The organism is Akkermansia sp. UNK.MGS-1 (assembly GCF_000980515.1).
GTDB lineage: Bacteria > Verrucomicrobiota > Verrucomicrobiia > Verrucomicrobiales > Akkermansiaceae > Akkermansia > Akkermansia muciniphila.
This window is the reverse complement of the sequence record NZ_LBCB01000011.1, coordinates 158,116-180,351: the sequence shown is the minus strand read 5'-3', so window position 1 is coordinate 180,351 and position 22,236 is coordinate 158,116. Positions and strand designations below refer to the sequence as shown.

General features: G+C 47.2%; 17 protein-coding genes, 1 tRNA gene and 1 pseudogene. 9 read left to right on the top strand and 10 right to left on the bottom strand.

Translation table 11 applies throughout. The annotated features are described in order from the left end of the window. The first annotated feature begins 260 nt into the window (after window positions 1-260). Window positions 261-2,195, top strand: a complete 1,935-nt coding sequence (locus WW58_RS07475; RefSeq protein WP_046436594.1) for an NAD(+) synthase — start codon at window positions 261-263, stop codon at window positions 2,193-2,195. A 67-nt stretch (window positions 2,196-2,262) separates the two neighbouring features. On the opposite strand, the gene WW58_RS07470 is transcribed toward WW58_RS07475, so the two are convergent. Beyond that, entirely contained in the window at window positions 2,263-2,598 is a 336-nt protein-coding gene (locus WW58_RS07470) for a DMT family transporter (protein WP_012419673.1), read from the bottom strand. Between the two features lie 313 nt (window positions 2,599-2,911). On the opposite strand from WW58_RS07470, the gene WW58_RS07465 reads away from it, so the two are divergent. The 3 genes and pseudogenes from WW58_RS07465 to WW58_RS13820 form a co-directional block, all read left to right on the top strand. Next, window positions 2,912-3,625: a PEP-CTERM sorting domain-containing protein gene (locus tag WW58_RS07465; protein ID WP_215833637.1), complete on the top strand. Its 714-nt coding sequence runs from the start codon at window positions 2,912-2,914 to the stop codon at window positions 3,623-3,625. Window positions 3,626-3,643: 18 nt separating this feature from the next. Continuing rightward, the gene (locus WW58_RS07460; RefSeq protein WP_046436590.1) at window positions 3,644-4,960 is read left to right on the top strand and encodes a sialidase family protein; all 1,317 of its coding nucleotides are present in this window, start codon (window positions 3,644-3,646) and stop codon (window positions 4,958-4,960) included. Between the two features lie 80 nt (window positions 4,961-5,040). After that, window positions 5,041-5,181: pseudogene (locus WW58_RS13820) on the top strand (hypothetical protein); the annotation flags it as partial. Here WW58_RS13820 and WW58_RS13290 read toward each other — a convergent pair. After that, window positions 5,161-5,424 (bottom strand): hypothetical protein, encoded by a 264-nt coding sequence (locus WW58_RS13290; RefSeq protein WP_237970154.1) that lies wholly within the window; start codon window positions 5,422-5,424, stop codon window positions 5,161-5,163. The pseudogene WW58_RS13820 and the gene WW58_RS13290 sit on opposite strands and share 21 nt — an antisense overlap. Before the next feature lie 14 nt (window positions 5,425-5,438). Here WW58_RS13290 and WW58_RS07450 point away from each other — a divergent pair, with 14 nt between their 5' ends. Next, window positions 5,439-6,134, top strand: coding sequence for a substrate-binding domain-containing protein (locus WW58_RS07450; RefSeq protein WP_046436586.1), 696 nt, complete (start codon window positions 5,439-5,441; stop codon window positions 6,132-6,134). A gap of 119 nt (window positions 6,135-6,253) precedes the next feature. Here the strand turns inward: WW58_RS07450 and WW58_RS07445 are convergent, their stop codons facing one another. After that, window positions 6,254-7,513 carry a sialidase family protein gene (locus WW58_RS07445; protein WP_217730197.1) on the bottom strand — a complete coding sequence of 420 codons (1,260 nt, stop codon included), beginning with the start codon at window positions 7,511-7,513 and terminating at the stop codon, window positions 6,254-6,256. A 362-nt stretch (window positions 7,514-7,875) separates the two neighbouring features. On the opposite strand from WW58_RS07445, the gene WW58_RS07435 reads away from it, so the two are divergent. Beyond that, window positions 7,876-9,396 (top strand): M60 family metallopeptidase, encoded by a 1,521-nt coding sequence (locus WW58_RS07435; protein WP_046436580.1) that lies wholly within the window; start codon window positions 7,876-7,878, stop codon window positions 9,394-9,396. Window positions 9,397-10,047: 651 nt separating this feature from the next. Here WW58_RS07435 and WW58_RS07430 read toward each other — a convergent pair. Together WW58_RS07430 and WW58_RS13285 are read right to left on the bottom strand one after the other, a co-directional pair. Beyond that, window positions 10,048-10,476 (bottom strand): hypothetical protein, encoded by a 429-nt coding sequence (locus WW58_RS07430; protein ID WP_046436578.1) that lies wholly within the window; start codon window positions 10,474-10,476, stop codon window positions 10,048-10,050. Window positions 10,477-10,548: 72 nt separating this feature from the next. Continuing rightward, the gene (locus WW58_RS13285; RefSeq protein ID WP_164917391.1) at window positions 10,549-10,716 is read right to left on the bottom strand and encodes a hypothetical protein; all 168 of its coding nucleotides are present in this window, start codon (window positions 10,714-10,716) and stop codon (window positions 10,549-10,551) included. 295 nt (window positions 10,717-11,011) lie between these two features. Between WW58_RS13285 and WW58_RS07425 the strand changes: the two genes are divergently transcribed. Further along, a complete protein-coding gene (locus tag WW58_RS07425; RefSeq protein WP_046436576.1) occupies window positions 11,012-11,233 on the top strand; it encodes a hypothetical protein in 222 nt (73 codons plus the stop codon). Between the two features lie 40 nt (window positions 11,234-11,273). Then, a complete protein-coding gene (locus tag WW58_RS07415; protein WP_215833640.1) occupies window positions 11,274-14,264 on the top strand; it encodes an autotransporter family protein in 2,991 nt (996 codons plus the stop codon). 1,365 nt (window positions 14,265-15,629) lie between these two features. Here the strand turns inward: WW58_RS07415 and WW58_RS07410 are convergent. From WW58_RS07410 to WW58_RS07400, 5 genes are all read right to left on the bottom strand, one after another. Next, window positions 15,630-16,667: a hypothetical protein gene (locus WW58_RS07410; protein WP_046436570.1), complete on the bottom strand. Its 1,038-nt coding sequence runs from the start codon at window positions 16,665-16,667 to the stop codon at window positions 15,630-15,632. After that, window positions 16,667-16,876: a KTSC domain-containing protein gene (locus tag WW58_RS13775; RefSeq protein WP_180975535.1), complete on the bottom strand. Its 210-nt coding sequence runs from the start codon at window positions 16,874-16,876 to the stop codon at window positions 16,667-16,669. The genes WW58_RS07410 and WW58_RS13775 overlap by 1 nt, the downstream gene beginning before the upstream one ends. Continuing rightward, on the bottom strand, window positions 16,869-18,755 hold the full coding sequence (locus WW58_RS13280) for an ATP-binding protein (protein ID WP_180975534.1): 1,887 nt from the start codon (window positions 18,753-18,755) through the stop codon (window positions 16,869-16,871). Before WW58_RS13280 ends, WW58_RS13775 begins: the two co-directional genes overlap by 8 nt. A gap of 1 nt (window position 18,756) precedes the next feature. Further along, window positions 18,757-19,959 (bottom strand): SIR2 family protein, encoded by a 1,203-nt coding sequence (locus tag WW58_RS07405; protein WP_046436568.1) that lies wholly within the window; start codon window positions 19,957-19,959, stop codon window positions 18,757-18,759. 409 nt (window positions 19,960-20,368) lie between these two features. Continuing rightward, window positions 20,369-20,459, bottom strand: a tRNA-Ser gene (locus WW58_RS07400). Window positions 20,460-21,155: 696 nt separating this feature from the next. Here WW58_RS07400 and ruvB point away from each other — a divergent pair. Continuing rightward, a complete protein-coding gene (ruvB, locus tag WW58_RS07395) occupies window positions 21,156-22,175 on the top strand; it encodes a Holliday junction branch migration DNA helicase RuvB (RefSeq protein WP_012419681.1) in 1,020 nt (339 codons plus the stop codon). The last annotated feature ends 61 nt before the right edge of the window (window positions 22,176-22,236 follow it).

Sequence of the window (22,236 nt, the reverse complement as noted above, 5' to 3'; positions counted from 1 at the left end):
CCGGCTCAAGAAAAGCCGCCATGCTGCGGGATCCCGGGAAAAAACTGATTTGCCCGGTGACCGTCATGCAGAAAGGCATGCGGGAAAAATTGCGTTCCTTGCCCCTTCCCCGGCAACATGGGCGGAGCAGTCCCTACAGATGGCTTTACAAGTCTTTCATGAACTTTTAGTATCTGGCTCAGGCCCGCCTTTCCCGGATTGCGTCCTGACTACCGGAAAAAGGAACATCTGCGGGTTCCATTTTCCAGACTGCTCCGCCCATGTTCGGATATTACAGACTCGCCTCCTCCGTCCCCCAGCTTCGCGTGGCTGAAGTGGACTACAATGTCGACCAACTTACGGAGGAATTCCGGAAAGCCGCAGAACAGCAGGCGGCAGCCGTCGTTTTCCCGGAACTGTGCATTACGGGCTATTCCTGCGGAGACCTTTTCTTCCAGCCGAACCTGAGGAAAGCAGCCCTGAACGGTCTGCTCCGCTTTACGGAAGCCACGGAAGGCTCCGGCACGATTGCCGTGGTGGGCCTGCCCTTCCTTCATGAAGACGCTCTGTATAATACGGCGGCGGTAGTGCAGTCCGGTCGCATTCTGGCTCTGGTGCCCAAAACCGTGCTCCCCAACTACCGGGAATTCTATGAAAAACGTCAATTCACCTCCGGCAGGGAATTGGGTACAGGGGTGAAGGAAGTCACAGTCAATGGGATGCATATCCCGTTCGGGACAGAAATCGTTTTTCATGAAGAATCTTCCCCCTTCAGTTTTGGCGTGGAAATATGCGAAGACCTGTGGAGCGTCATTCCTCCCAGTTCCAAACTGGCTCTTCTGGGAGCCAGAGCCATTCTCAACCCTTCCGCAGGAACGGAACTCACCGGTAAGGCCGCATACAGGAGGGAACTGGTCAGACAGCAGAGCGGCAGATGCCTCTGTGCCTATGTCCTTTCCTCCGCAGGTGTGCATGAATCCACCACGGACACCGTATTCGGCGGCCATTCCCTCATTGCGGACAACGGCAGGCCAGCAGCGGAGGGGGAACGGTTCTGCAGGGAAAGCACCCTCATCTTTGCGGACGTGGATTTTGAACGGCTGGAGGCGGCGCGCCTCTCTGAAAGCTCCTTCAATGACAGCAAATCCCTTTTCCCTGCCGGGAATGCCCTGCATCTGGCCCTGCCGGAACAGGTCCCCGGAGCGCCCGGCCTGGAATACGCTTTCAACCCGGCACGGCCCTTTCTGCCTTCTCCGTCCCGCCGCCGGGAACGGTGTGAGGAAATCATCTCCATCCAAACGGCAGGTCTGGCCAAAAGAATGGAACATACCCGCGCGCAACGGCTCGTCATCGGCATCTCCGGCGGGCTGGACTCCACGCTGGCTCTGCTCATCTGCTCCCGCGCCTGCCGTGCGCTGAAGCGCCCGGCCTCGGACATTCTGGCCGTGACAATGCCCGGTTTCGGCACCACGGACAGAACCCATGACAATGCCGTAACCATGTGCCGCCTTCTGGGCGTGGAACTTCGGGAAATCCCCATCTCGGAATGCTGCCTCCGGCACTTCGCCGACATCGGGCACGATCCTGCCGAACGAACCACCACTTATGAAAACGTCCAGGCCCGCGAACGCACGCAAATTCTGATGGATTTGGCCAATAAAACCGGGGGGCTGGTCGTGGGAACAGGGGACTTGTCGGAAATTGCCCTGGGATGGAGCACCTACAATGGGGACCACATGTCCATGTACGCGGTCAACTGCTCCATTCCGAAGACGCTGATACGCTGCCTCATTGAACACATCGCGGAAGAATCATCCCCGGAACTGGCAGCTACCCTCACGGACATCAACAACACTCCCGTCAGCCCGGAACTCCTGCCGCCGTCGGACGACGGCACCATTGAGCAGAAAACGGAAGATGTGCTTGGGCCTTACGACCTGCACGACTTTTTCCTCTTCCACTTCATTAAATACGGTGCGGAACCGGATAAAATCCTGCACCTGGCGGAACATGCCTTTCGCGGCGAATTTCAGCCGGACTTCATCTGCCGCTGCCTCGGCATCTTCATCCGCCGTTTCTTCCGTCAGCAATTCAAGCGCAGCTGCATGCCGGACGGCCCCAAGGTGGGCACCATTTCCCTTTCCCCGCGCGGGGACTGGCGCATGCCTTCCGACGCCTGCGGGACCGTGTGGGAAAAAGCCATCTCCCACTACTGAGACCTCCTATCCGGAAAGCTGCGGAGACGGCTTTTCCCGGAACCCGGCAAGGATTCCAAAGACCACATCAATGCCCGGGGGCTAACTTCAGCCCGATAATGCCTATCAGCAGGAAGGATGCCGCCAGCATGCGCCAGATATTGGAAGAATCCCCGAACCACAGAATACCAACCAGGAACGTGCCCAACGCGCCAATGCCGGTCCACACCGCATAAGCGGTGCCGATGGGAATGTTCCGCTGGGCAAGCCACAAAAGAAAACCGCTCAGAACCATGCTGAAAACGGAGCAGGCGATGCAGGCGGCGAATTTGCCGGGCCCTGTGCCGGGCGTTTGAGAAAGTTTGAAACCCAGAGGCCATCCGATCTCGCAGAGACCGGCCAACACCAGATAAATCCAGGACATATATTGAAACGGGGAATCACCTTCCGCTCACCGGCCTTCCCAAATGGGAAAAGCTCCAAGGGCAACGGATGCTTCGCAGAATATCTGTCCGGCGTTTCCGATCAAGGCAATAATTTTTTATGAACCCGTATGAAATGGGATACACCCTGTTTCACCGGCTTTGGGAAAATGGTTCTTTCAAACATGGAGTCTATACAAAACATATTTACCATAAACCATATACCTGTTCTTTTTAATTAAAAAACGGTCTTATTTCAAGCCTTCTTGAATATCCTTGAGCCGGGAGCCTCCGCCCTGTGATATTGGTTCCGTTATGGCTATTCATTATTCACTTGCCGCCATCATTCTGACCGGAAGCATGGCTTCCACGGGAATCGCGGCTACTACATGGACAAGCGCCACCCCCGATCTCTCCCCCACATCCCAGTACCTGTGCACCGGATGGTCTTTCTGCCTGGGAGAAGCAGGGTCAAGGCTTATCACGACCAGCACGCCGCATTCCCAGCCAATGGATGCAGAAGTTCGTCTAACATCCATTGATTTCAATTTGAGAGAGGCCAGAAAAAACGGAATAGGCCTGCTCATCGTGCAACATTCAGGCGATATCCAAACCATTATCGGCAAATCGGACAATACCATTTCTACTGGAAACTATGCTTCCGGAACATGGACTTTTAGCAACGGGCCAATTTTAAATACAGGCACTACTTATTACGCCATGTTTACTGAAACGGATCTGTCCACCATCAGCATAGGAGACTGCTGGGACAACGATTTCTTCTCCATCAACGGTTCCCGGCGCATCGACAATTCCATGGATAACGCAGCCGGAACGGGGCCGTCTGTCAACCAGCTCGCTTTAGTCGGCTCCAATTGGCAAAAGGACTTTATTGCCCGTAACGATAACATGGTTCCCACAGGTCTTCAAATTCATACATCGTCCGTACCGGAACCGGCAAGCGCATTGCTGCTTGCATTTGGCATGGCGCTTCTGCCCTTCAGACGCCGCAAATCTCCCACCCTTTAATCACAACATCCATTTCCCATGAATCTGCACCTATCATCCCTGGCAGCGTTGCTCCTGGCGTCATACCTTCCGGCGCAGGCCACCGTACCGGACCATTCCCCTTCCACAGCGTTCATCCGGAGCGGCCTCCCGATCGTTGATCTGGATCAATGGACAGAAGCCCAGGTAGTCATTGACAAGGAAAAAGGAAAATACCTGGGACATCCAACGACGCTATTGCTGAAAGACGGAAAAACCATTCTGTGCGTTTATCCTAAAGGGCACGGCTCCGGGGAAATCATCCTGAAAAAATCCACGGACGGAGGCAAAACATGGAGCGAAAGGCTGCCGGTTCCAGAATCATGGAAAACCAGCAGGGAAGTACCCACACTATATGAAACGGAAGATTCCCGGGGAAAGCGCCGCATTCTGCTTTTCAGCGGCATTCAGGGAGGAAACAGAAACACAGCCCCCAGAAACCGGATGGCGGTCAGTGAAGACAACGGGACAACATGGTCCGAACTGACCCCCATTCCCAACCAGGCCGGAGGCATTGTTGTCATGAGCGACCTGATTCCTCTAAAAACGGGAAAAGGGCATTATATGGCCTCCTACCATGCCAATGCCCGGGGCAAAGACGAACATGGAGAGTTTCACACCATTGAACAATATGTCACCTTTACGGAAGACGGAGGACTGACCTGGACCTCCCCCCGAGTCATTTTCCCGGGGACAAGGGACATGCACCTGTGTGAGGGAGGTTTTGTCCGCAGCCCGGACGGAAAAACAATCGCGCTGCTGTTACGGGAAAACAGCAGGCACCATAACTCCCAGATCATGTTTTCCGGAGATGAAGGCAAAACATGGACTCCCCCCAAAGAACTGCCGGCAGCCCTGTGCGGAGACCGCCACCAGATTCTTCCCCTGCCTGACGGAAGACTGCTGGTTCAATTCAGGGATGCTCCCCCGACCAGGAAGAAAGGGCAGGCCGCCAGCCCGACGGAAGGGGACTGGGTGGGATGGATAGGCCGGTGGGAAGACCTGAAAAATGGCACGGAAGGCTCATATAAAATCCGTTTTAAGGACAACCGCAACGGATGGGACTGCGCCTACCCGGCTGCCGAACTATTGCCGGACCATACCCTGGTATGCACTACCTACGGACACTTTGACAAAGGGGAATTGCCATACATCCTCTCCGTCAGATTCAAAATCAGCGACACGGACAGCATGGTCAGGCAATACGCGGGGAACAAGTACCCCAAAATCAAAAATGACACAGGAGCGGGAGAAACCGTTTTTGACCCCAATGATCCGGACTCCGTTAATCGCCTTCTGAAACGTTCCCGGAAATAATTACCTCCCCGCCCCGGAAAATACGGAACGGGAAAAACACAACCGGCAGAACCGCTTGCCACCAAACACGAGCAGAAAGTATGATTCCCCCCATGAATAATACATGCCCCGGGGAAACGGCCCAGTCAAGAACCGTTGCCAAATTAAAGCACCGCCTCCGGTCCGGGCAATTTACAAACGTCATGCCCGGGGAACGGGAACTAAGCAAAGCGCTCGCCGCCGGCAGGGGAACCATCCGGAAAGCCCTCGCGCAGCTGCAGGAAGAAGGCTTCCTGGCGGCTCCGGATAAAAACAGGGCCAGAAAAATCATCAGGACTTCTACAAGCCCTGTGCAGTCTCTGCCCCTGCTGGAAAAACGCGTTTGCTTCCTCTCCTCCGTTCCTATCCGGGACATCCCCCAAAGCATTTGGGTGGAACTCTATCAACTGGAAAAGGCGCTGAGAGAAGAAGGTATTGCTCTTCAACTGGTTGAAGCTGCGTGGGAAGAAAAAAAAATCCTGGCACGCGGCTGGAAAAACTGGAAACAGAATATCCAGGCTGCTGCTGGATACTCTACCGCGCCACGGAAGAAATACAGCTGTGGTTTAAGCGGAAAGGCCTCCCCTGCCTGGTCCGGGGAGTTTCCTACCCTTCCTCCAATCTGCCGTATCTGGATACGCATTGGGAAGTGCTGGCCAGCCACGCGGCAGGCTACCTGTACCAGAAAGGGCACCGTCGGATCGCGCTCTGCATCCCGGATTCCAAGCTGAGAGGCAATAAACTCATGGAACAGGGGTTCCTCTCCTTCCAGGGGGAACATTGGACCCCCTGTGTCATCCGCATGCCGTCGGATGCCATCAGGGCAACCCAAGAACTCAACCGGATTTATCTGGAGAATACGGGTATCACCGCCTTAATTTCCACCCGAAGCAGAATGCTGATATCCATCATCTCCTGGGCGGCCGCCATGGCTAAAAACATCCCGGGGGAAATAAGTCTGCTCAGCCTGGTTCACGAACCTTACCTGAACCATGTCACTCCCCCCATTACTTCCTACCGCGCCCCTGCAGAAAAAACAACGCGCAGGCTTATCCGGATGATTGAAGCCTTACTGGCACATCGCCGTATTTCCAACAGACTCATCCTCCCGGAGTTATACCCCGGTCACTCCATCAGTACGCCCTCCTGCCCTTGAGTCCATCAAGCAACAAGACCTGACCTTCCTTCTTCCATAACGCTCCGCTACAGAAGAAAGCATTCAATCCCCCCCCGGAAACACCTCCGGGAGGGGAAAACGTATTGGCCGGCTTTCCTCTATTTGAGAACAGGAGCTTTTTTACCGGGAGCAAGCCCCGCATCCTTCCCGTCCGTCAGCCATTCAATGGTAATAGGAACAAACTTCAGCTTTTTAATATGCTCCTGGTTCTCCTCATAAAGCACCCCGACGACGCCGGGTTCCACCATGGCGAGGCTGGAATAGGCAAAACCTCCCTCGCCCAGCAGTTTCTTCACCGGCCAGGTTTTGCCGTTGTCATAGCTCATAGCCACCTGTCCCTTAATGCGCCGTCCCGCGCTGGGCCCGGAAAACAGAATGCGGCTTTTGCCGCCGTAGGCGGGCTGGTCGCTCAGGGAATACGTCATCAGGGAATTCTGGGTACTGTCGCAAAACAGCTCAGGAGCGTCCTCCACCTGTCCCCAGGTCTCCCCGCCATCCCGGGACCACGCGATGCGGCGGCATTTGCCAGCGCCCCAATGGCGCGCAACCATCACCACGCCGCCGTTATCCGTTTCCGCAATGGACGTCTCATTCACCATGCCCTTCATATTGGCAGTCGGCTGACTCAGCTTCCAGCTCTTGCCGCCGTCATCGCTGTAAATGCAGGAAATCACCCACTTGCCGAACGGCCCTTCATTCATCGGAATCACCAGACGGCCCTTGTGGGCGCCGCTCTTCAGCTGAGTTCCCGCATTCGGGCCGGACGCCATAATATCCACTCCGGAAGGACGCTTGGTCGTCTTCGTAATCTCCTGCGGCTTCGTCCAGGAAGAACCTCCGTTCCTGCTCTGAATCATGAAATTGCGGATGCACTTTTCATCATCCCATCCGTCCGGGATATTGGGCTGCCGCTCCTTGACCCCGGCAGGGTAACGCTGGAACACGACAGTCACGGTCCTGGTTTTGGCGTCATAAACAGGGCACGGATTATTAAATGTGGCGCCATGGGCCTTGGCAATCGCCCGGGGACGGGACCAGGTCTTCCCGCCATTCTTGCTGACGCTCATGATAATATCGTTCTCCCCCTGGTCGGTATTTTTATACCGCCCTTCGGCGAATGCCAGGAGCTGGCCCTTGCCGATACTGAGCAGGGCGGGAATGCGGATGGACGCATAGGGATTACCCTCCCCGGCGCTGAATACGGTCACAGCCCTGTCCGTAGGGAAACCGGTTTTCTCTTCCTGCCCGAACGCCGGCAATGCCACGGCGCATACGGCACTCATCAAACACTTGAATACGGAATTCATCATCCTCTCCACCTTATTCCATTTTTCCCTTCCGTACAACAACCATGTCATGCATGTGCGCCAAGACCAGAGAAAAAGGGACATAAAGAGAAACACGCGGCAGAAACGCGATACCGCCGCCGGGAAACGCCGGAAGGCTTCGGCCCAAAGCTCAAGCACGGCAGCAGAGAACGTCCTCATCCGGATACGGCAATCCGGAAAAGCGCCCGCCGGAACCGGGAAATATCCGGAAACGTGAATCGGCTGGAAAAAATCCCTGCCTCAATGCCAACGCCATTCCACACATCACCCGCCCGTCCTTTTTCCGGACAAACTGCCTGCCTATTTATTCATCAAGAGAAAAATGGTGAAAGAAGAAGAAAACGGAACCTGTATCTTGTAACATCACGGAACCACCTGCTTCCCGTACTGTCATGAACCGAATCCTTCCATTACTATCCCTGCCCCTGCTGTCGCTCGCAGCGGCATTTGCCGCCAACACGCCGGAACACATCGGCAACGACCTCAAACTGTTCAAAGACTCCTCCTGCACCTCCCTGAAGCCGGATGTCAAAGACACCTCCGCCTTCCAGTCTGACGCGATGAAGGAACTCGCGGCCAAAATCCTGGCGGGCCATTACAAGCCGGACTACCTGTATGCCGAATACCGGGCCCTCCCCTCACCGCGCCAGACGGGGAAAAATCTCAGAATCGGCGACGGATTCAGCAAGTACGACAACATGACGGGCGTCTATCTGGAAAAAGGGCGGCATGTCGTCCTGGTCGGCAAGACGGAGGGGCAGGAAATCAGCCTCCTGCTGCCGAACCTGATGCGCAAGCCGGCCGAAGGAGTGCAGCCCACAAAAGACCCCAACGGCTGGGGATTGCACAAAAAGCAGATTCCGCTCAAGGAAGGAATCAACATCATTGACGTGGAAACGCCCGCCAACGCCTATATCAGCTACTTCACCGAAGACGCCGGCAAGGCACCGAAAATCCCCGTCCACTTCGTGACCGGCAAAGCCAACGGCTACTTTGACACCACCCGGGGCGACACCAACAAGGACTGGGTTCGCCTGCTTGACCAGGCCGTCTCTCCGATCATGGATGCCCGGGGAAAATACATCCAGGTTGCCTACCCCGTAGAATTCCTGAAAAAATTCACCAAAGATCGCGGAACCGAACTCATCAACGCCTATGACAAACTCATCGGCATCCAATACCAGCTGATGGGCCTGGATAAATACGGCAAAATCCCGAAAAACCGCGTCCTGGCCCGCGTGAACTTCAACTACTACATGTTCCGCGACGGAGACGGAGTCGCCTACCTCGGAAACGACGGGACAATGCGCATGGTCACCGACCCTGAAAACGTTCTCAAGGGCGACGCCTGCTGGGGATTCTCCCACGAAGTAGGACACGTCATGCAAATGCGCCCGATGACCTGGGGCGGCATGACGGAAGTCAGCAACAACATCTTTTCCCTGCAGGCCGCAGCCAAAACAGGCAATGAAAGCCGCCTGAAGCGCCAGGGCAGCTACGACAAGGCGCGCAAGGAAATCATCGAAGGGGAAATCGCCTACCTGCAATCCAAGGATGTTTTCAACAAGCTGGTTCCCCTGTGGCAGCTCCATCTTTACTTTACCAAAAACGGACACCCCGACTTCTATCCTGACGTCATGGAGTACCTGCGCAACAACGCGGGAAACTACGGAGGAAACGAGACCGTCAAATACCAGTTCGAATTCGTCAAGGCATGCTGTGACGTCACAAAAACCGACCTGACGGACTTCTTTGAGAAATGGGGATTCTTCAAGCCCGGAAAATTCCACATCGGCGACTATGCCCAGTACGACTTTAACGTCACCCCCGAAATGGCGGCGGAAACGAAAAAATGGATTGCCGACAAAGGCTACCCGAAACCTGAAACCGACATCACCGAATTAAGCGAGTAAAGAGATTCGGCAATCCCGACAATTCCCTTTAATCATCAAATATGCTGCAAACGGGTAAGAAAAACAGGAACCCAAGTTTAATTCTTTTGAAAGTATTTTTGATGATGGAAGATTATTAAGAGGTTAAACTCCCTCACCAAGGGAGGAATCATTGCTGATTCCTCCCTTTTTCATTTCTACATCCATCCCCCCTATTCCCAGCCATACAGGGTACGGCCAAAGGCATGGTGCCCCTAGATTAAATGTATTCCCCATTTGATAGCCTACCCAGGAATTGATATAATTGGTATAAGTCTCCTTTTGATCAAACATCCAAACAGGAAACAAAAGAGGATGCTTTTCGATGAACCGGCTTTGTCTGGCTCGTCATCCGTATAGCGATGGGTGGATAGCGTGCTTCCCTGATGGTCACAAATAAAGAGGGCGTTTCCCTTGAGAAAGGAAACGACTTCAGAAGAACATCTCAGCAGTTTTCCTTTTTGAGTGAAGAGAATTTGCCCTTCAGAGGATATTACCTAGACAAATATTCCTTGTTGGTATGCAGCTCCGATCATGAATCCACCATGTCGCGAAACATGGGCTTTATACACAACAAAGCTCCATGACAGTCAATTGTTTTCCCCACAATCTAATACCGCTTGATGAAAATATTCAAGACTGGAGAGGAAGAACGACTTTACGCGTTTTCGAGGAATGGGGGAACTCCGGTTGTTCGTTGATAAGAGAGGAAATGGACCGAGCCACCATGTCTCCCAAGGATATCCCCTGCTGGGACGCCTTGGCTTCAAGCTGCTTGTAAAGTTCAGGGGAAAGTTTAACCGACAGAGACAAGGAAACGTCTACCTGAATATCGGGAATGGAATTGGGAGATGATGTCGGTTGCGCGGCTGGCATCTGAACCATCACCCGTTCAATCAGCTGTTGCTTCAATGGGGGAATTATCTTCTGGGACATCCAATTGCGAACAGTAATTTCAGAAACTCCGCATTGGTCAGCCATCCATTTGTAATCAAGATTTTGCTCTTTGAGCCATCGTTTAACTCCCATCTTGAATATGGATTGATCCCCCTCTTGTTTCATGGAAGGGATTTTATCACAATTCCCGGAAAAGACAAGGCAACAAGCATCTCTGTTGGAGACATGAAGTATCTATTAGAGGATGGAATGGAGATGACGGGCAACGAGTTCCTCAAGGGAACAACCGGATTCCAGGGCTTTGCGGGACAATTTTGCATGATCCTCCAGAGATAGTTCGAACTTGAGACCGTCTTCCCTGTTTCCTTCAATGAAGGAAACTGTCTTTCTGGAGGACTCAACCATGCTCTTGAGGCAATGGGAAAATCTCTCGGGAATACCTTTTTGAGATATCCATTGACGTACCGTACGCTCCGAAACTCCACAGGCAAACGCAATGCTTGAATAACTCAATCCATTGTCCATCATCCATTTTTCAAACTCCTTCGCAGACCGAACGCCTGTTCCATGCGTCTTCATGAGAGGAGTATGCCACAAGAACAATCTCAAGTAAATTATCTTTTTGAGATATTAAGTGTTTACAAAAATCTCTTTAGGAGATATATTACTCTCTCCACCTGAGAATTCCATATATGGCCTTATGGAGATTTCCGACAAAAGACAGAACAACGAAACCGATACAACCATGGAAAACAACAATAATCTAACACAGGAAGATGAAAGAGAAAAACTTCTAAGAGAATTAAGCGTAAAGGCTGAAAACCTTAGAATCAAATATTCTGAGCTGTCCCCTGCCGAGGAAAAGGAATTAAACGATATATTGGGAAAAATAGCTTTATTGGAGAATCAGAAGAACAACTGATTCTTCCCATGTGATCTGCAACCACTCACCAAAATCGATTATGAAGCTACATCTGCCTACAATACTTCTAGCGGCCGTGCTTGCCTGCATTTCGCAACCGGTCATTGCCACGGAAACAATCAATCTGAATACCCATGACTGGGAGCAATATGTCGGAGATTATGGACATCCAAGATCTCCTGGATTTGATAACGTCAATCTGAGCCTTGATGGCAATTGGTCTGTTAATCTTGATAAATTTCACGACCCATGCTGGGGATCAACGGATAACGGTTCCTATACGTTGACAGGACAAGGCACTATGGATTTCAAAAATGACAACTTTATTATATGTGGAGGATCTTCCGATTGGCCTGATTCAGCTAATCCTCCTACTGGCAATGCCCAATACACCATCAGTTCTGGCATCGTTTTAAAAAATGTATCGTTAGATGCACAATTAGGAGCGCAAGTGAAATTCAATGGTTCCCTCGAAACAAGCAGCAAGGAGTCCTCCTGCTCATTCTTTGTTGATTCTACTGTTGATGGCCCATTATCTATCATTGATTTGAGAAACGCGACGATTAAAGATAACGACTTTGTTAATTTGGAATTTTGTCGAGGAACTATTATCAAAGATCAATATACTGTATCAACTACTCATGGACTTAAGATCTGGAATTACACTTCATTTGAAGGGAGTGGAATTCTACAAGGGAATCTCATTCTTTCGGACGGAGGAGAGGTTGCTCTATTGGACTATGGTCGTAATAAATATTCTAATATAACTGTAACTGGAACTTTATCTATTACAGGGAATACAACAATTGATTTCCACTGTATTGGTCCAGAAGACAGTCTCCTTAGTCCGGAGACGGGGACGATTGTATTTTACTGTAAAGATATTACTGGTGAAACTAGTCTTTTGAAGATTACTGAAAGTTATGGTGGAACCACCACAGTTTCCCGGGACATTGCTGACAAGAAGTTCGTTTCCATTGCTCAAACAGATGGACGTTATGCCCTGACGCTGGTTGACAATGGGTACGATCCCGGGGAACCTGAACAACCGGGAACCATTATTACCGACGGCAAGGCCCCCGATACCCTTTCCAAGGATGTTGTCGTTTCCTTGGCGAACGGCGGCAATGTTGATGCGACGGAAGTTACAAGCGGACTCAGCAATTCCTATGTCCAAGGAACGGGAGGAACATTGGTCACCAGTAGTTCACAAACATTTACGATGTCGGGATCGGATACACTCGGTTTCAACATGGTGGGAACCGATGGAAATGCAGGCGCAGACATTCAAGTTGGTCAGGCAGGAGGAAGTATTACCGATGCCGCCATTGTTTTGACGGGGGACGAATACGAATCCAATCGGATCAATGTTCAGAGCGGTCTTCTGGAAATCGGTCAAAACACTGTTCTTGGAACAACTGATTCCGTGCTTACTGTTGGAACTCCCAATGGTTCCGAGGATGCAGTTACTGCTTCCGTCAACAACAGGGGAACAATCAACAATGACGTTGCCATTAATTCCGGTGCATCCCTGGACAACAGGAATACCATCAATGGAGACGTACTCGTTAATGGATCATCCATCTTGAGCAATAACGGGGTGGTAAAAGGGATCGTAACGGTATCGGAAAACGGCTCTGTCAATGGCAGCGGCACCTTTGGTTCAACCATCCTCCAATCAAATGCACTACTCTATGTCGGTAACAGCCCGGGATTCCAAAAGCATAACAATCTGACTTTGAATAACGGTTCGAGGCTCGGTTTCTATCTGGACGGAATCACAGCCGCTACGTCGTCCAATCACGGTTCCGGAACCTATTCCAATCTTTCCGTGACCAATTCCCTTGTGGTTAATGGAACGGTGAATACCGAAGTGGAAGTAGGCCTTGGAATCCTGGCCGCAGGGACGGAAGCGTTTACTCTTAACCTCATCAAAGCCAATGGGACGGGGTCGGTCAGCGGTAATTTTGCCCTTTCCCTGAATGATGAACACCATCTCCTTAAGGAAGGCCATCTTTTCTGGGATTCTACTACCGGGACATTAAGTTTCACTGGACAAGTTGACGAATCCGTTGCCGCCCTGTTGAGCGGAAAAGACGGTTCCAATATCGCCAACATGCTTTGGTCCAGTACGAACGTCGTCAAGAGCTTCGGACAAACAGCTGCATCCCAGCTCAAAACTGTTCAACCAGGAGATACCAATGCATGGGTAAGCGGTCTTGGTGATTTTATCAATATGAACTCAACCTCGCACGCAGGAGGATTCCAATACAACGGAGGAGGTTATGCTATCGGTATTGATCACGCGTGGACGGAAAAATTCCGTGCAGGCATCACTTTGGGGCAGACGTTCGGCGTTTTCAAGACGGATGAATACCAGGCAGGATCCAAGCAGAACAGCATCATGGGCGGCCTGTATGCCAATTACCTTGCCCCCCTGTGTGACAGGCAGAATCTGGAATGGAGCGGTTATTTCGCTTACGGTTCCGTTGAAAACAGAGGTTACACGCTCGTAGGAGGCTCCAATAATCTTCTAGGCCAGTCCAAATGGAACGACGACGTATTTACTTTCGGACTCAAAGCCGATTGGAATATCAAGGTCACCGAGAAGACAACGCTGACTCCGTTTGTTGGAATCGATTATGTTCATGGAGCGCAGGAAAGCTTCACGGAAACGTATACCGGCGGCAACCGCCAGTACAGGGACGGCAACATGCAAGTGTGGAGCGTACCCGCAGGTGTTACCGCCAAAACACAAGTAGCCTTGGGAGGAAACCAATATCTTATTCCCGAGCTGACTGTCTCCTATGTGGGAGATGTCTCCCGGACGAATCCTTCCGTAAAATCCTCCATTTATGGAGTTGAAGTTAAATCGGAAGGAAGCAATCCGGGCAGAAGCGCTTTCATGTTGAACGCAGGCGCCAACTGGATCATCAACCAAAACTGGAGCCTGGGAGCATTCTACACTCTGGAAGCCAGAAGCAGCCAGGTGAATCAATCCGCCTCACTTTCGGCAAGGTACAGCTTCTAATTAGACAAATAACAGTTACCCAAGGATGGGATCAGCAATGGTTCCATCCTTTTTCATTTTACACCAATACGGAATCCCCTTCCATACAGGGTACAGCAAATGGCAAGGCACCCCCATCTAATCAAATACACTCCCCCAATAACTGCCTATCCCCATTCTTCATCAACATATACAGAGAGACTTCCACCTGAAGGGGGTACTTTCCCAAATGCTTCGGAAATGTTTTTCTCAAAAAATGAAAAATTTTTCTTCATTAGGAAATGTATCAATTGGGAAAAGAGGAAAGTCCATTTAGCCCTTTGTAAGGCAAAATTATTTTTTACGGTAATTTTTCAGATTTACGTAGGTTAATACCCATCATTCCTCTGGAATCCTTACAAATGATCCTAGAGACATTCAGAATAAATTACCCTCCACGGACAAGGAAAACAACGTACAATTGAGCGGAAACACAGCACCATCCCTCAATGAAGATTTTGTACGAAGCCGTTTTTAATTAACCATTTCCCTGTATTCACTTAAACTATCCTCATCACTTGGAATCAAAGGAATACAGGATAATTAATTCTAAATTGATTCCTACGGAAATTATTCAGGAAGGAATGTAATTGGTAAGGGGAAGTGGTTACAAATTCGAATAATCAATTCTGGGGATATTCAGAATAAAATAACCTGCGTATAGATGATCCTCCATATACTGCCATCTGCATTTTCCAAGACATGTATTCTTCAAATGATCCTGTACAATGGTGTAATGAAGGAATATAAAACATGTTTAAAATTTACAAATATATCGTAATGAGCAAGTTATGAAAATATGACCTCATACGATGTATACTAAAGATAAAAGAGAGAGTTTTCAAATGTATACCTAGTATTACTCCCAGGGAAATTTTTCAAATTCACAATCATAAGAAAATTAATAAATTATAAGAAAAAATCTCACTCAATGTGTGAATATAATAAATGATAGAATTCCCAAATTCATAATGATGTAGACAAAATTCCAAGATTTCCAAAGTCAATTAACTTTGTACGAAGGTGTTTTTAATTAAAATCATTCCAAATAATTAATCCTAAAATAATTCCTGAGGGAATTTCTCAGAATATAGAGGAAAAACTTAGAGATTGCTGAGAGAGTCCTAGATGGGTCGAGAAGAAGAACAGTCAGCTATGGACAGTGATTCAGAAGCAGAGAATCCTAATTGGAGCAAATTTTGGAGCCCCGATTCTAGTCCAAATGATCCTCATGAGTTTGGAGAATGCATGGAGGATTGCACGATTATGAATGGAGAAAGGAACAGAAGGAGATGGATTGTAGAAGGAAAGAGGAAGAGTGGGAGAGATCAATTGAAGAGGTAGCTTCTAATCAGTGATATCAGTTATTTCTTTCTCTAGCAATTGAAATCTATTTTTAACATTTTCTCCCATATAAAAATCAAGTAAATCTTTTTTATTTAAAGTGCCTTGTTGTAGAAATTTTTTCATATATTCCTGATTAAATTCCATCAATAATATAGATTTTTCTAATTGTTTCAAAATGGTTTTATTGTTTTCTATATTTTTATATACAAGTGATTTTATAGATAGAATTTCATTGATATCTTTGATAATTCTGCTTACAAGAATCGCTAGCAAATTTTTATCCAAGTCGATTTGTCTTGCATTTAATACAATATCACGAGCCAGCATATATGCAATGGCTAAATTTGAATAATCCCCCTTTTGAGAATCTACAATAACAGTAAATCCAATATTTGAGATGTAACCAACGTTTTCTGAAAATTTAAGTATTGAATTATCTACTAACGATCGATCAAAGACGATAATACTCACCTTACCATCTCTATTTGCTTCTGATTCAATTAGTTGACTCCATGCGGCATCTGTTTTTCGAGTAAAAATATCTTTGGAAGTAATATCTCCTAAGCGAGTGCTTTTGTCAAATTTACACTCAATAATAATTTTCAAGTTATCATTGCCATTGATTTCACAAACAAAATCCCCTGTTTTATTTTTAGAAATATTTCCTATTGTATTTCCAGTGAAGAGAACCCTATCATCCAACTGTTTCTCTTGAAAATAATTACTCAAAAAATCAGCTATTTCTTCCTCTGCTAAGACACCCTTTATACTAGATTTATAGAAAATTTCTTTTTTCATTTCAAAAATCATCTTAAGGCTCTCTAATTCTGTGCCCAATTCATTAGATGTTTTTGAAAGGAAGGCGGATAAACGATCTTCCATTAGCGCTAATACACCTATATACAGTGCTTTCAAAAATTTTTCGCTTCTTTCTGTATATGGAAGCGTATCAAAATATTTGAAAACTATTTCATTTTGTATTTCAAAATCTTCAATCTCTACCCTTTTTAGTTGTTGATTAATTTCTACCGATGCCATTATATTCTTGAATATCTATACCTTCCTTTTATCTGAGAAACAAAATACTTACCATGAGAAGGGGCATTCATTAATCCTTCGTATTCATGTTGAGGAACATCATAGTATTGATATATGCCTCCATGTTTAAATTCAACTTCTAGCGTTTGACTAGAGGCATCATAGCCTATAGAAGAAATATTCGATGATGTAACTGATTGTCTATCCATTTTTATTATCGTGTTGAGTTCTTAGGTGTGGGTTTTGCGATCTCCATACTGCTAAAAAATCTTTGAAGTCAGATGCTTGTTCCTTAGAAGCTCCCCATCCCTGAGGTTTTGACAAACCATCTGCGCTTTCTACTTCATCATATATAACAGGATCTTGACTATCTGGCCAATGATTTCTAGGAGGAGGCTCTATAAATACCCTCATAGGAAGTTTTACACTTTCTCCTAAAATAATTGCCTCACCAGTTTTCAGAATAGGGAGCATGCTTGTAAGACTCTCCAAATTATCACTTACAGCGGAGCAGATATGTCCTCTGTCTGCTCTATTTGATAGTCTGAGAGAAATAAAAGTGCCACATTGAGATAATACTGTTTCACTGATTTCGGAAGGTCGTTGACTTACTATCATTACTCCTATTCCATATTTTCGACCTTCTTTAACTATTCTTTGAACGATATGGGATGCAGAATTCTTTGTATTACTACTTAGGTAATTATGTGCCTCTTCCATAATTATAAGAAGGGGTCTATGCCTGCCTCCTTGCGATAAATCTCGAGTCCAAAACAAGGCATCATATAAAATTCGCAATAATACTCCAATTATTGTATTAAGGATAGTAGTAGGAATTCCTGATAAATCGAATATTGTCACTGGTCTTTCATTACCAATCCAACCTTTAAATAACTCATCTAAATCTAATTTTGTATTTCCATCAAGACTAGGTTCCCAATCTCCAGGAGAAAATAAAAAATTATATTGAGGAATTCTAAATTTTGCTCCGAGAGAAATTAATTGACTACTTAAGTTAGCGCCATTAGGCATGTAATAGATTTTTTCTGGATCATTTGCATTATTTTTAATTCTCTTAAATGTGGGAGGAATACCTATTTGAGGGTCTCCTTTCATTTCCTTGCCATTATCATCCAGTTCATATGCCAAATTATCTATCGGAGCCCCTTGATTTCTACTATAATAGGTACCCAATGTTTCCTGATATAAGTTATACCATATTTTTTTTATACTAAAAGGAATGGGTGTATCTGCATTAATTAATTCTTCTGAAATTACACTCTTTCGATATAGCTTGAAAACATTTTTTTTCTCTCTCAATATACTTTCTAGAATCAATGTTTTTGATTTTTCATCTACTACTCCAAAACAAATTTCTATTAATTCGTCTGCATTTAATGCCCAAAACGGTAAATTTAATTCTTTTTCATTTGTCTTTATGCAATTTGAATTTATTTTGAATATATTTGCCCTATCCCCTAAGGCATTTGCGTATTCTCCATGAATATCAAGTACAATTATTCTAGCAGATGGATATCTAATATCATTAGATAGAGCATTAAGGAGTCCTGCTACAGTTGTGGATTTTCCTGCTCCCGTCGTTCCAACCACAGCAGAATGCCTGATAATTAACTTATTTATGTCGAGTAGTGCAGGGATAGATTCAGCTCCAGCAATATGACCTACTTTTACGAAATGGGGTTTTTCCAATCTGCCATAGATGCATTTTAAGTCTTTCTCAGAGACTAAGTGAACCTCATCGCCTATCGTTGGATATTGAGAAATGCCGCGATCAAAACCAGTTTTATGATAGCTTTCACCAATTAATTGAATAGTCATCCAACGGTTTCCATGAGGTTGGCTTTCTATTTGATTATCCGGAGCTGCATTAGCTCCCACTTTTGATACTATTCCAAATAAGTCATTATAACCTATAGGAATTCTTACAAAACTTCCAACTTGTCCTATTTTATATACTTCTCCATTAACATATGTTAATCCCGAGGCACAGTCCATTGACAGAATTGCGCTAACTGTCGCTCCTTCAACATTTTGAACTTCACCTATATAAGTAGCAACTTTAGTCATTTTATATTTCTTCTGAAGATCTGCCTATTAAGGATCTTAAATAATTGGAAAATGTAATAAAATCACCCATTTTGAAATATATTTTTTCATTTTCCTCTTCAATAAATTCTTCAAATTCATAATTTATATCATTCGCTTTTCTCCATTTACCCCTGTGTGTTCCTATTATGGCTTCATTTTCAGCCCATATAATTAAATTATGTCTCCTATTTGCTATTTCAATGCTTTTAGGATAATATTCTATATTCCCGTATAGGAGAGTAATTACTAGAGCAGATGGGTTTGAAATGAGTGCGTTGGTAATTGTATCATTTATATGTTCATCATTGAATGAATATCCGCAAACGATTAATGCAGAAGATGTTTTTTTTAAGAAGCAATTCAATTGATCAGATAGAGCTAAAAAAGGCATCTTTCTACTTTGATCATATTTTAAATGAGAGGGATAGATGAGGTAAGAGGATTCAGAGTTGTCATATTTATCAGATCTAAAAATCTTTCCATTTTCTTTTTTAAACCAATTTATTGATCCATGCATTTTCCACAGCCTTGTCCAATGCCTAGGAATAAGATTATCTTCCAAAGACCTCAAATCAAAAAAAGCTTCCCTTGATCCTACAAAACCATCAAAATAAGGTATATTTGTGTCTTCTAAGGCTTGCTCCATCAATAAATCATAATTTGTTGTAAATATTTCTATGGGTTGTTCTCTATCAATAGAACTAATCCAATTCGCTAACTTATGATACGGAGTATTTTTTGTCGGTAAATTTACTTTTATTTTTTCTACGATATGCTTACATATTTCCTTTTCAAGTGTTATTAATTCTTCTTCCTTAAAATTATTTATTAGGTTCCCTTTCGATACACTTATGAGAGATCTAATAAAACTAAGTATTTTCTCCAAATTTGGAGAATCTCCTTCATTAATTGGATTTATTTTTTTAAAAACCTCAATAAATCTATCATAAACACTTGGATTAGAGTCGTCATTTGATGTTAAATTTTGCTGAACATATTCTTGCAATCCCTTCATATCGGGAATAAGTGGAATCTTATTTTCAATTTCTCCACATTTTATCGATAAAGGACAGCCAGCCGATATGAAAAAACCAATTGGGTTTTTATCTTGAGACAGAATTTGAGTTAGGGCTTTTAAGTGTCTTATCGGATCATGAAAATATTCATTTTGAAGGAATCCCATAGCTCATTATCAATTATCAATTTTATAAAGCAAGCATATAGTTATGCTATTTTCCCCATTTCTTCCTATGTTCAAGCAAACACAAGTCTCGATATACTCATGATGAATATATTACAGTAGAATATTGATGGCGGACAGGAATATCCTGAAATATCATAATGCGTTTTCAGAGAAATAATTTCCTGCGTATCACCGAAACCCTGTAGATTATCCTGTGTCTCTGAGTAATGTTCTTGGAATGCCACCCAAATAGATTATGCTTTAGGGTTTCTCATTGTCAATACCTCCTGTAGGATTTCTGATGGAGACAGCAATAAAAGGATTACTCGTTTTCCCAATATTTTCCCCATACTCCTGCAAACAAAAACCGCAATATATCCATTACGAATATATTGCGGTGGAAAATTGATGGCGGACAGGGAGGGATTCGAACCCTCGGTACCGGTTTGCGGTACACACACTTTCCAGGCGTGCTCATTCGACCACTCTGACACCTGCCCGTTGGAGATTGTGCTAGATAGGAAAGCAGGAGCAGAATAATGGCAGAAGAGAGGTTTGGCAATCTTTTTTTCATCCGGAAGAAATTTTCCCGTCTTCCCCGAGTTTTTTCACGTTTCCGGCAGTTGCTCGAAAAGGATGAAAAGCGCCTCGGCAGCACGAGGAAGTTTTCAATAGGAATAAGCAGAAACGAAGCGTATTTTGAAAAGTTTTGAAAGGACAGGTTTCCGTGGTTCACAAAAATCATCCATGAGGGCATGGCAGATTTCCTCCCTCCCTGCCCTGTTTTTCCCGCAGAGCAAATAAGAATTTTTCTCTTTCTCCACCTTTACGGCTTCCGGGCAATCGGGCAAGGTTCAGGTAAGAACCTCTATTGATAAACTTGCTTCCGTCCGGGCTCCAGGATTGACCGGCAGCCGTTTGAGAAGTTTCAGGAGCGAGACGGGAAGAGAAGACTGAAAGATTCCGGAAGCCCAGGGTTCCGGGAGTTCCGGGAAAACGCGGCAGAAATGGGAATCCACACTGTAAGAAGAGAAGGCAGAACATGCCGTTTCACCGAGTATCATCATTTCCGCGGCTCCGCATTCCTCCCGTCCTCAAAAAAGGCCAAAGGCTTCCGGAATGTCCCGGAAAAGGCGTTTCCCGACCGCACTTCCCCCTTGACGGATGCCCCAAAGACAGGTTTGCTAGTCCTGCGCATGGGAGAGTCCTTTTACACACGCACCACGGAGGCCCCCTCCTCCGCTTTTGATTTGTCCCTCAGACCACCCGCTTTCAGCGAGTTCTGCGGGCAGGAGAAGATTAAGGACCGCCTGATGCTGATGGTGGAAGCCGCCAGACAGCGCGACGACGTGCTGGATCACATCCTGTTGAGCGGTCCCCCGGGCCTGGGGAAGACGACGCTTGCCAATATTATCGCGAATGCCGTCGGCTGCCGCATTCATACGACTTCCGGCCCCCAGATTGAAAAGGCGGGAGACCTGGCCGGCGTGCTGACCAATCTGGAAAAGGGGGATATTCTGTTTATTGACGAGATCCACCGCCTGCACCCGGCCATTGAGGAGTATCTGTACCCGGCCATGGAGGATTTCCGGCTGGATATTATCATCGACCAGGGGCCGAACGCCCGCTCCATCCAGCTCAACCTGCCCAAGTTCACCCTGGTGGGGGCCACCACCCGCGCCGGGATGCTGACCAGCCCGCTGCGTTCCCGCTTCGGCCTGGTGAACCGACTGGATTATTATACGCGGGAGGAGCTGTGCGCCATTATCGAACGGTCCGCGGGGCTGCTGAACGTGCCCGTGGACCCGGAGGGCGCCCTGCAGATCGCGCTGCGCTCCCGCGGCACGCCCCGCGTGGCCAATTCCCTGCTGCGCTGGGTGCGGGATTACGCCCAGGTGCGCGGCGACGGCGTGATTACGGAGCAGTTGGCGCACGACGCCCTGACCATGATTGAGATTGACGACGATGGCCTGGACGAGATGGACAAGCGCCTGCTGGAAGCGATGATTTACAAATTCAACGGCGGCCCGGTGGGCCTTTCCTCCCTGGCGGTGGCCGTAGGGGAGGACGCTTCCACGCTGGAGGACGTGCACGAGCCTTTCCTGATTATGCAGGGGTATATCAGCCGCACCCCCAGGGGGCGCGTGGCGATGCCTTCCGCCTATCTCAAGATGGGAGCCGCGCCGCCCGCCAACGGCCAGGGGTGGCTGTTGTAGGCCATTCATTTACGGCATGGAAGGAGTCCTGCGTTTTGTGCTGGTCATCAGGCCCGCTTTC

Coding starts and splice junctions, on each gene's coding strand:
- WW58_RS13285 (WP_164917391.1), bottom strand. CDS start 10,716: ATGGTTGAGTCCTCCAGAAAGACAGTTTCCTTCATTGAAGGAAACAGG.
- WW58_RS07425 (WP_046436576.1), top strand. CDS start 11,012: ATGGAGATTTCCGACAAAAGACAGAACAACGAAACCGATACAACCATG.
- WW58_RS13775 (WP_180975535.1), bottom strand. CDS start 16,876: ATGGATAGACAATCAGTTACATCATCGAATATTTCTTCTATAGGCTAT.
- WW58_RS07460 (WP_046436590.1), top strand. CDS start 3,644: ATGAATCTGCACCTATCATCCCTGGCAGCGTTGCTCCTGGCGTCATAC.
- WW58_RS07445 (WP_217730197.1), bottom strand. CDS start 7,513: ATGACATGGTTGTTGTACGGAAGGGAAAAATGGAATAAGGTGGAGAGG.
- WW58_RS07405 (WP_046436568.1), bottom strand. CDS start 19,959: ATGGGATTCCTTCAAAATGAATATTTTCATGATCCGATAAGACACTTA.
- WW58_RS07435 (WP_046436580.1), top strand. CDS start 7,876: ATGAACCGAATCCTTCCATTACTATCCCTGCCCCTGCTGTCGCTCGCA.
- WW58_RS07470 (WP_012419673.1), bottom strand. CDS start 2,598: ATGTCCTGGATTTATCTGGTGTTGGCCGGTCTCTGCGAGATCGGATGG.
- WW58_RS13280 (WP_180975534.1), bottom strand. CDS start 18,755: ATGACTAAAGTTGCTACTTATATAGGTGAAGTTCAAAATGTTGAAGGA.
- ruvB (WP_012419681.1), top strand. CDS start 21,156: ATGGGAGAGTCCTTTTACACACGCACCACGGAGGCCCCCTCCTCCGCT.
- WW58_RS07475 (WP_046436594.1), top strand. CDS start 261: ATGTTCGGATATTACAGACTCGCCTCCTCCGTCCCCCAGCTTCGCGTG.
- WW58_RS07410 (WP_046436570.1), bottom strand. CDS start 16,667: ATGGCATCGGTAGAAATTAATCAACAACTAAAAAGGGTAGAGATTGAA.
- WW58_RS07465 (WP_215833637.1), top strand. CDS start 2,912: ATGGCTATTCATTATTCACTTGCCGCCATCATTCTGACCGGAAGCATG.
- WW58_RS07430 (WP_046436578.1), bottom strand. CDS start 10,476: ATGAAACAAGAGGGGGATCAATCCATATTCAAGATGGGAGTTAAACGA.
- WW58_RS07415 (WP_215833640.1), top strand. CDS start 11,274: ATGAAGCTACATCTGCCTACAATACTTCTAGCGGCCGTGCTTGCCTGC.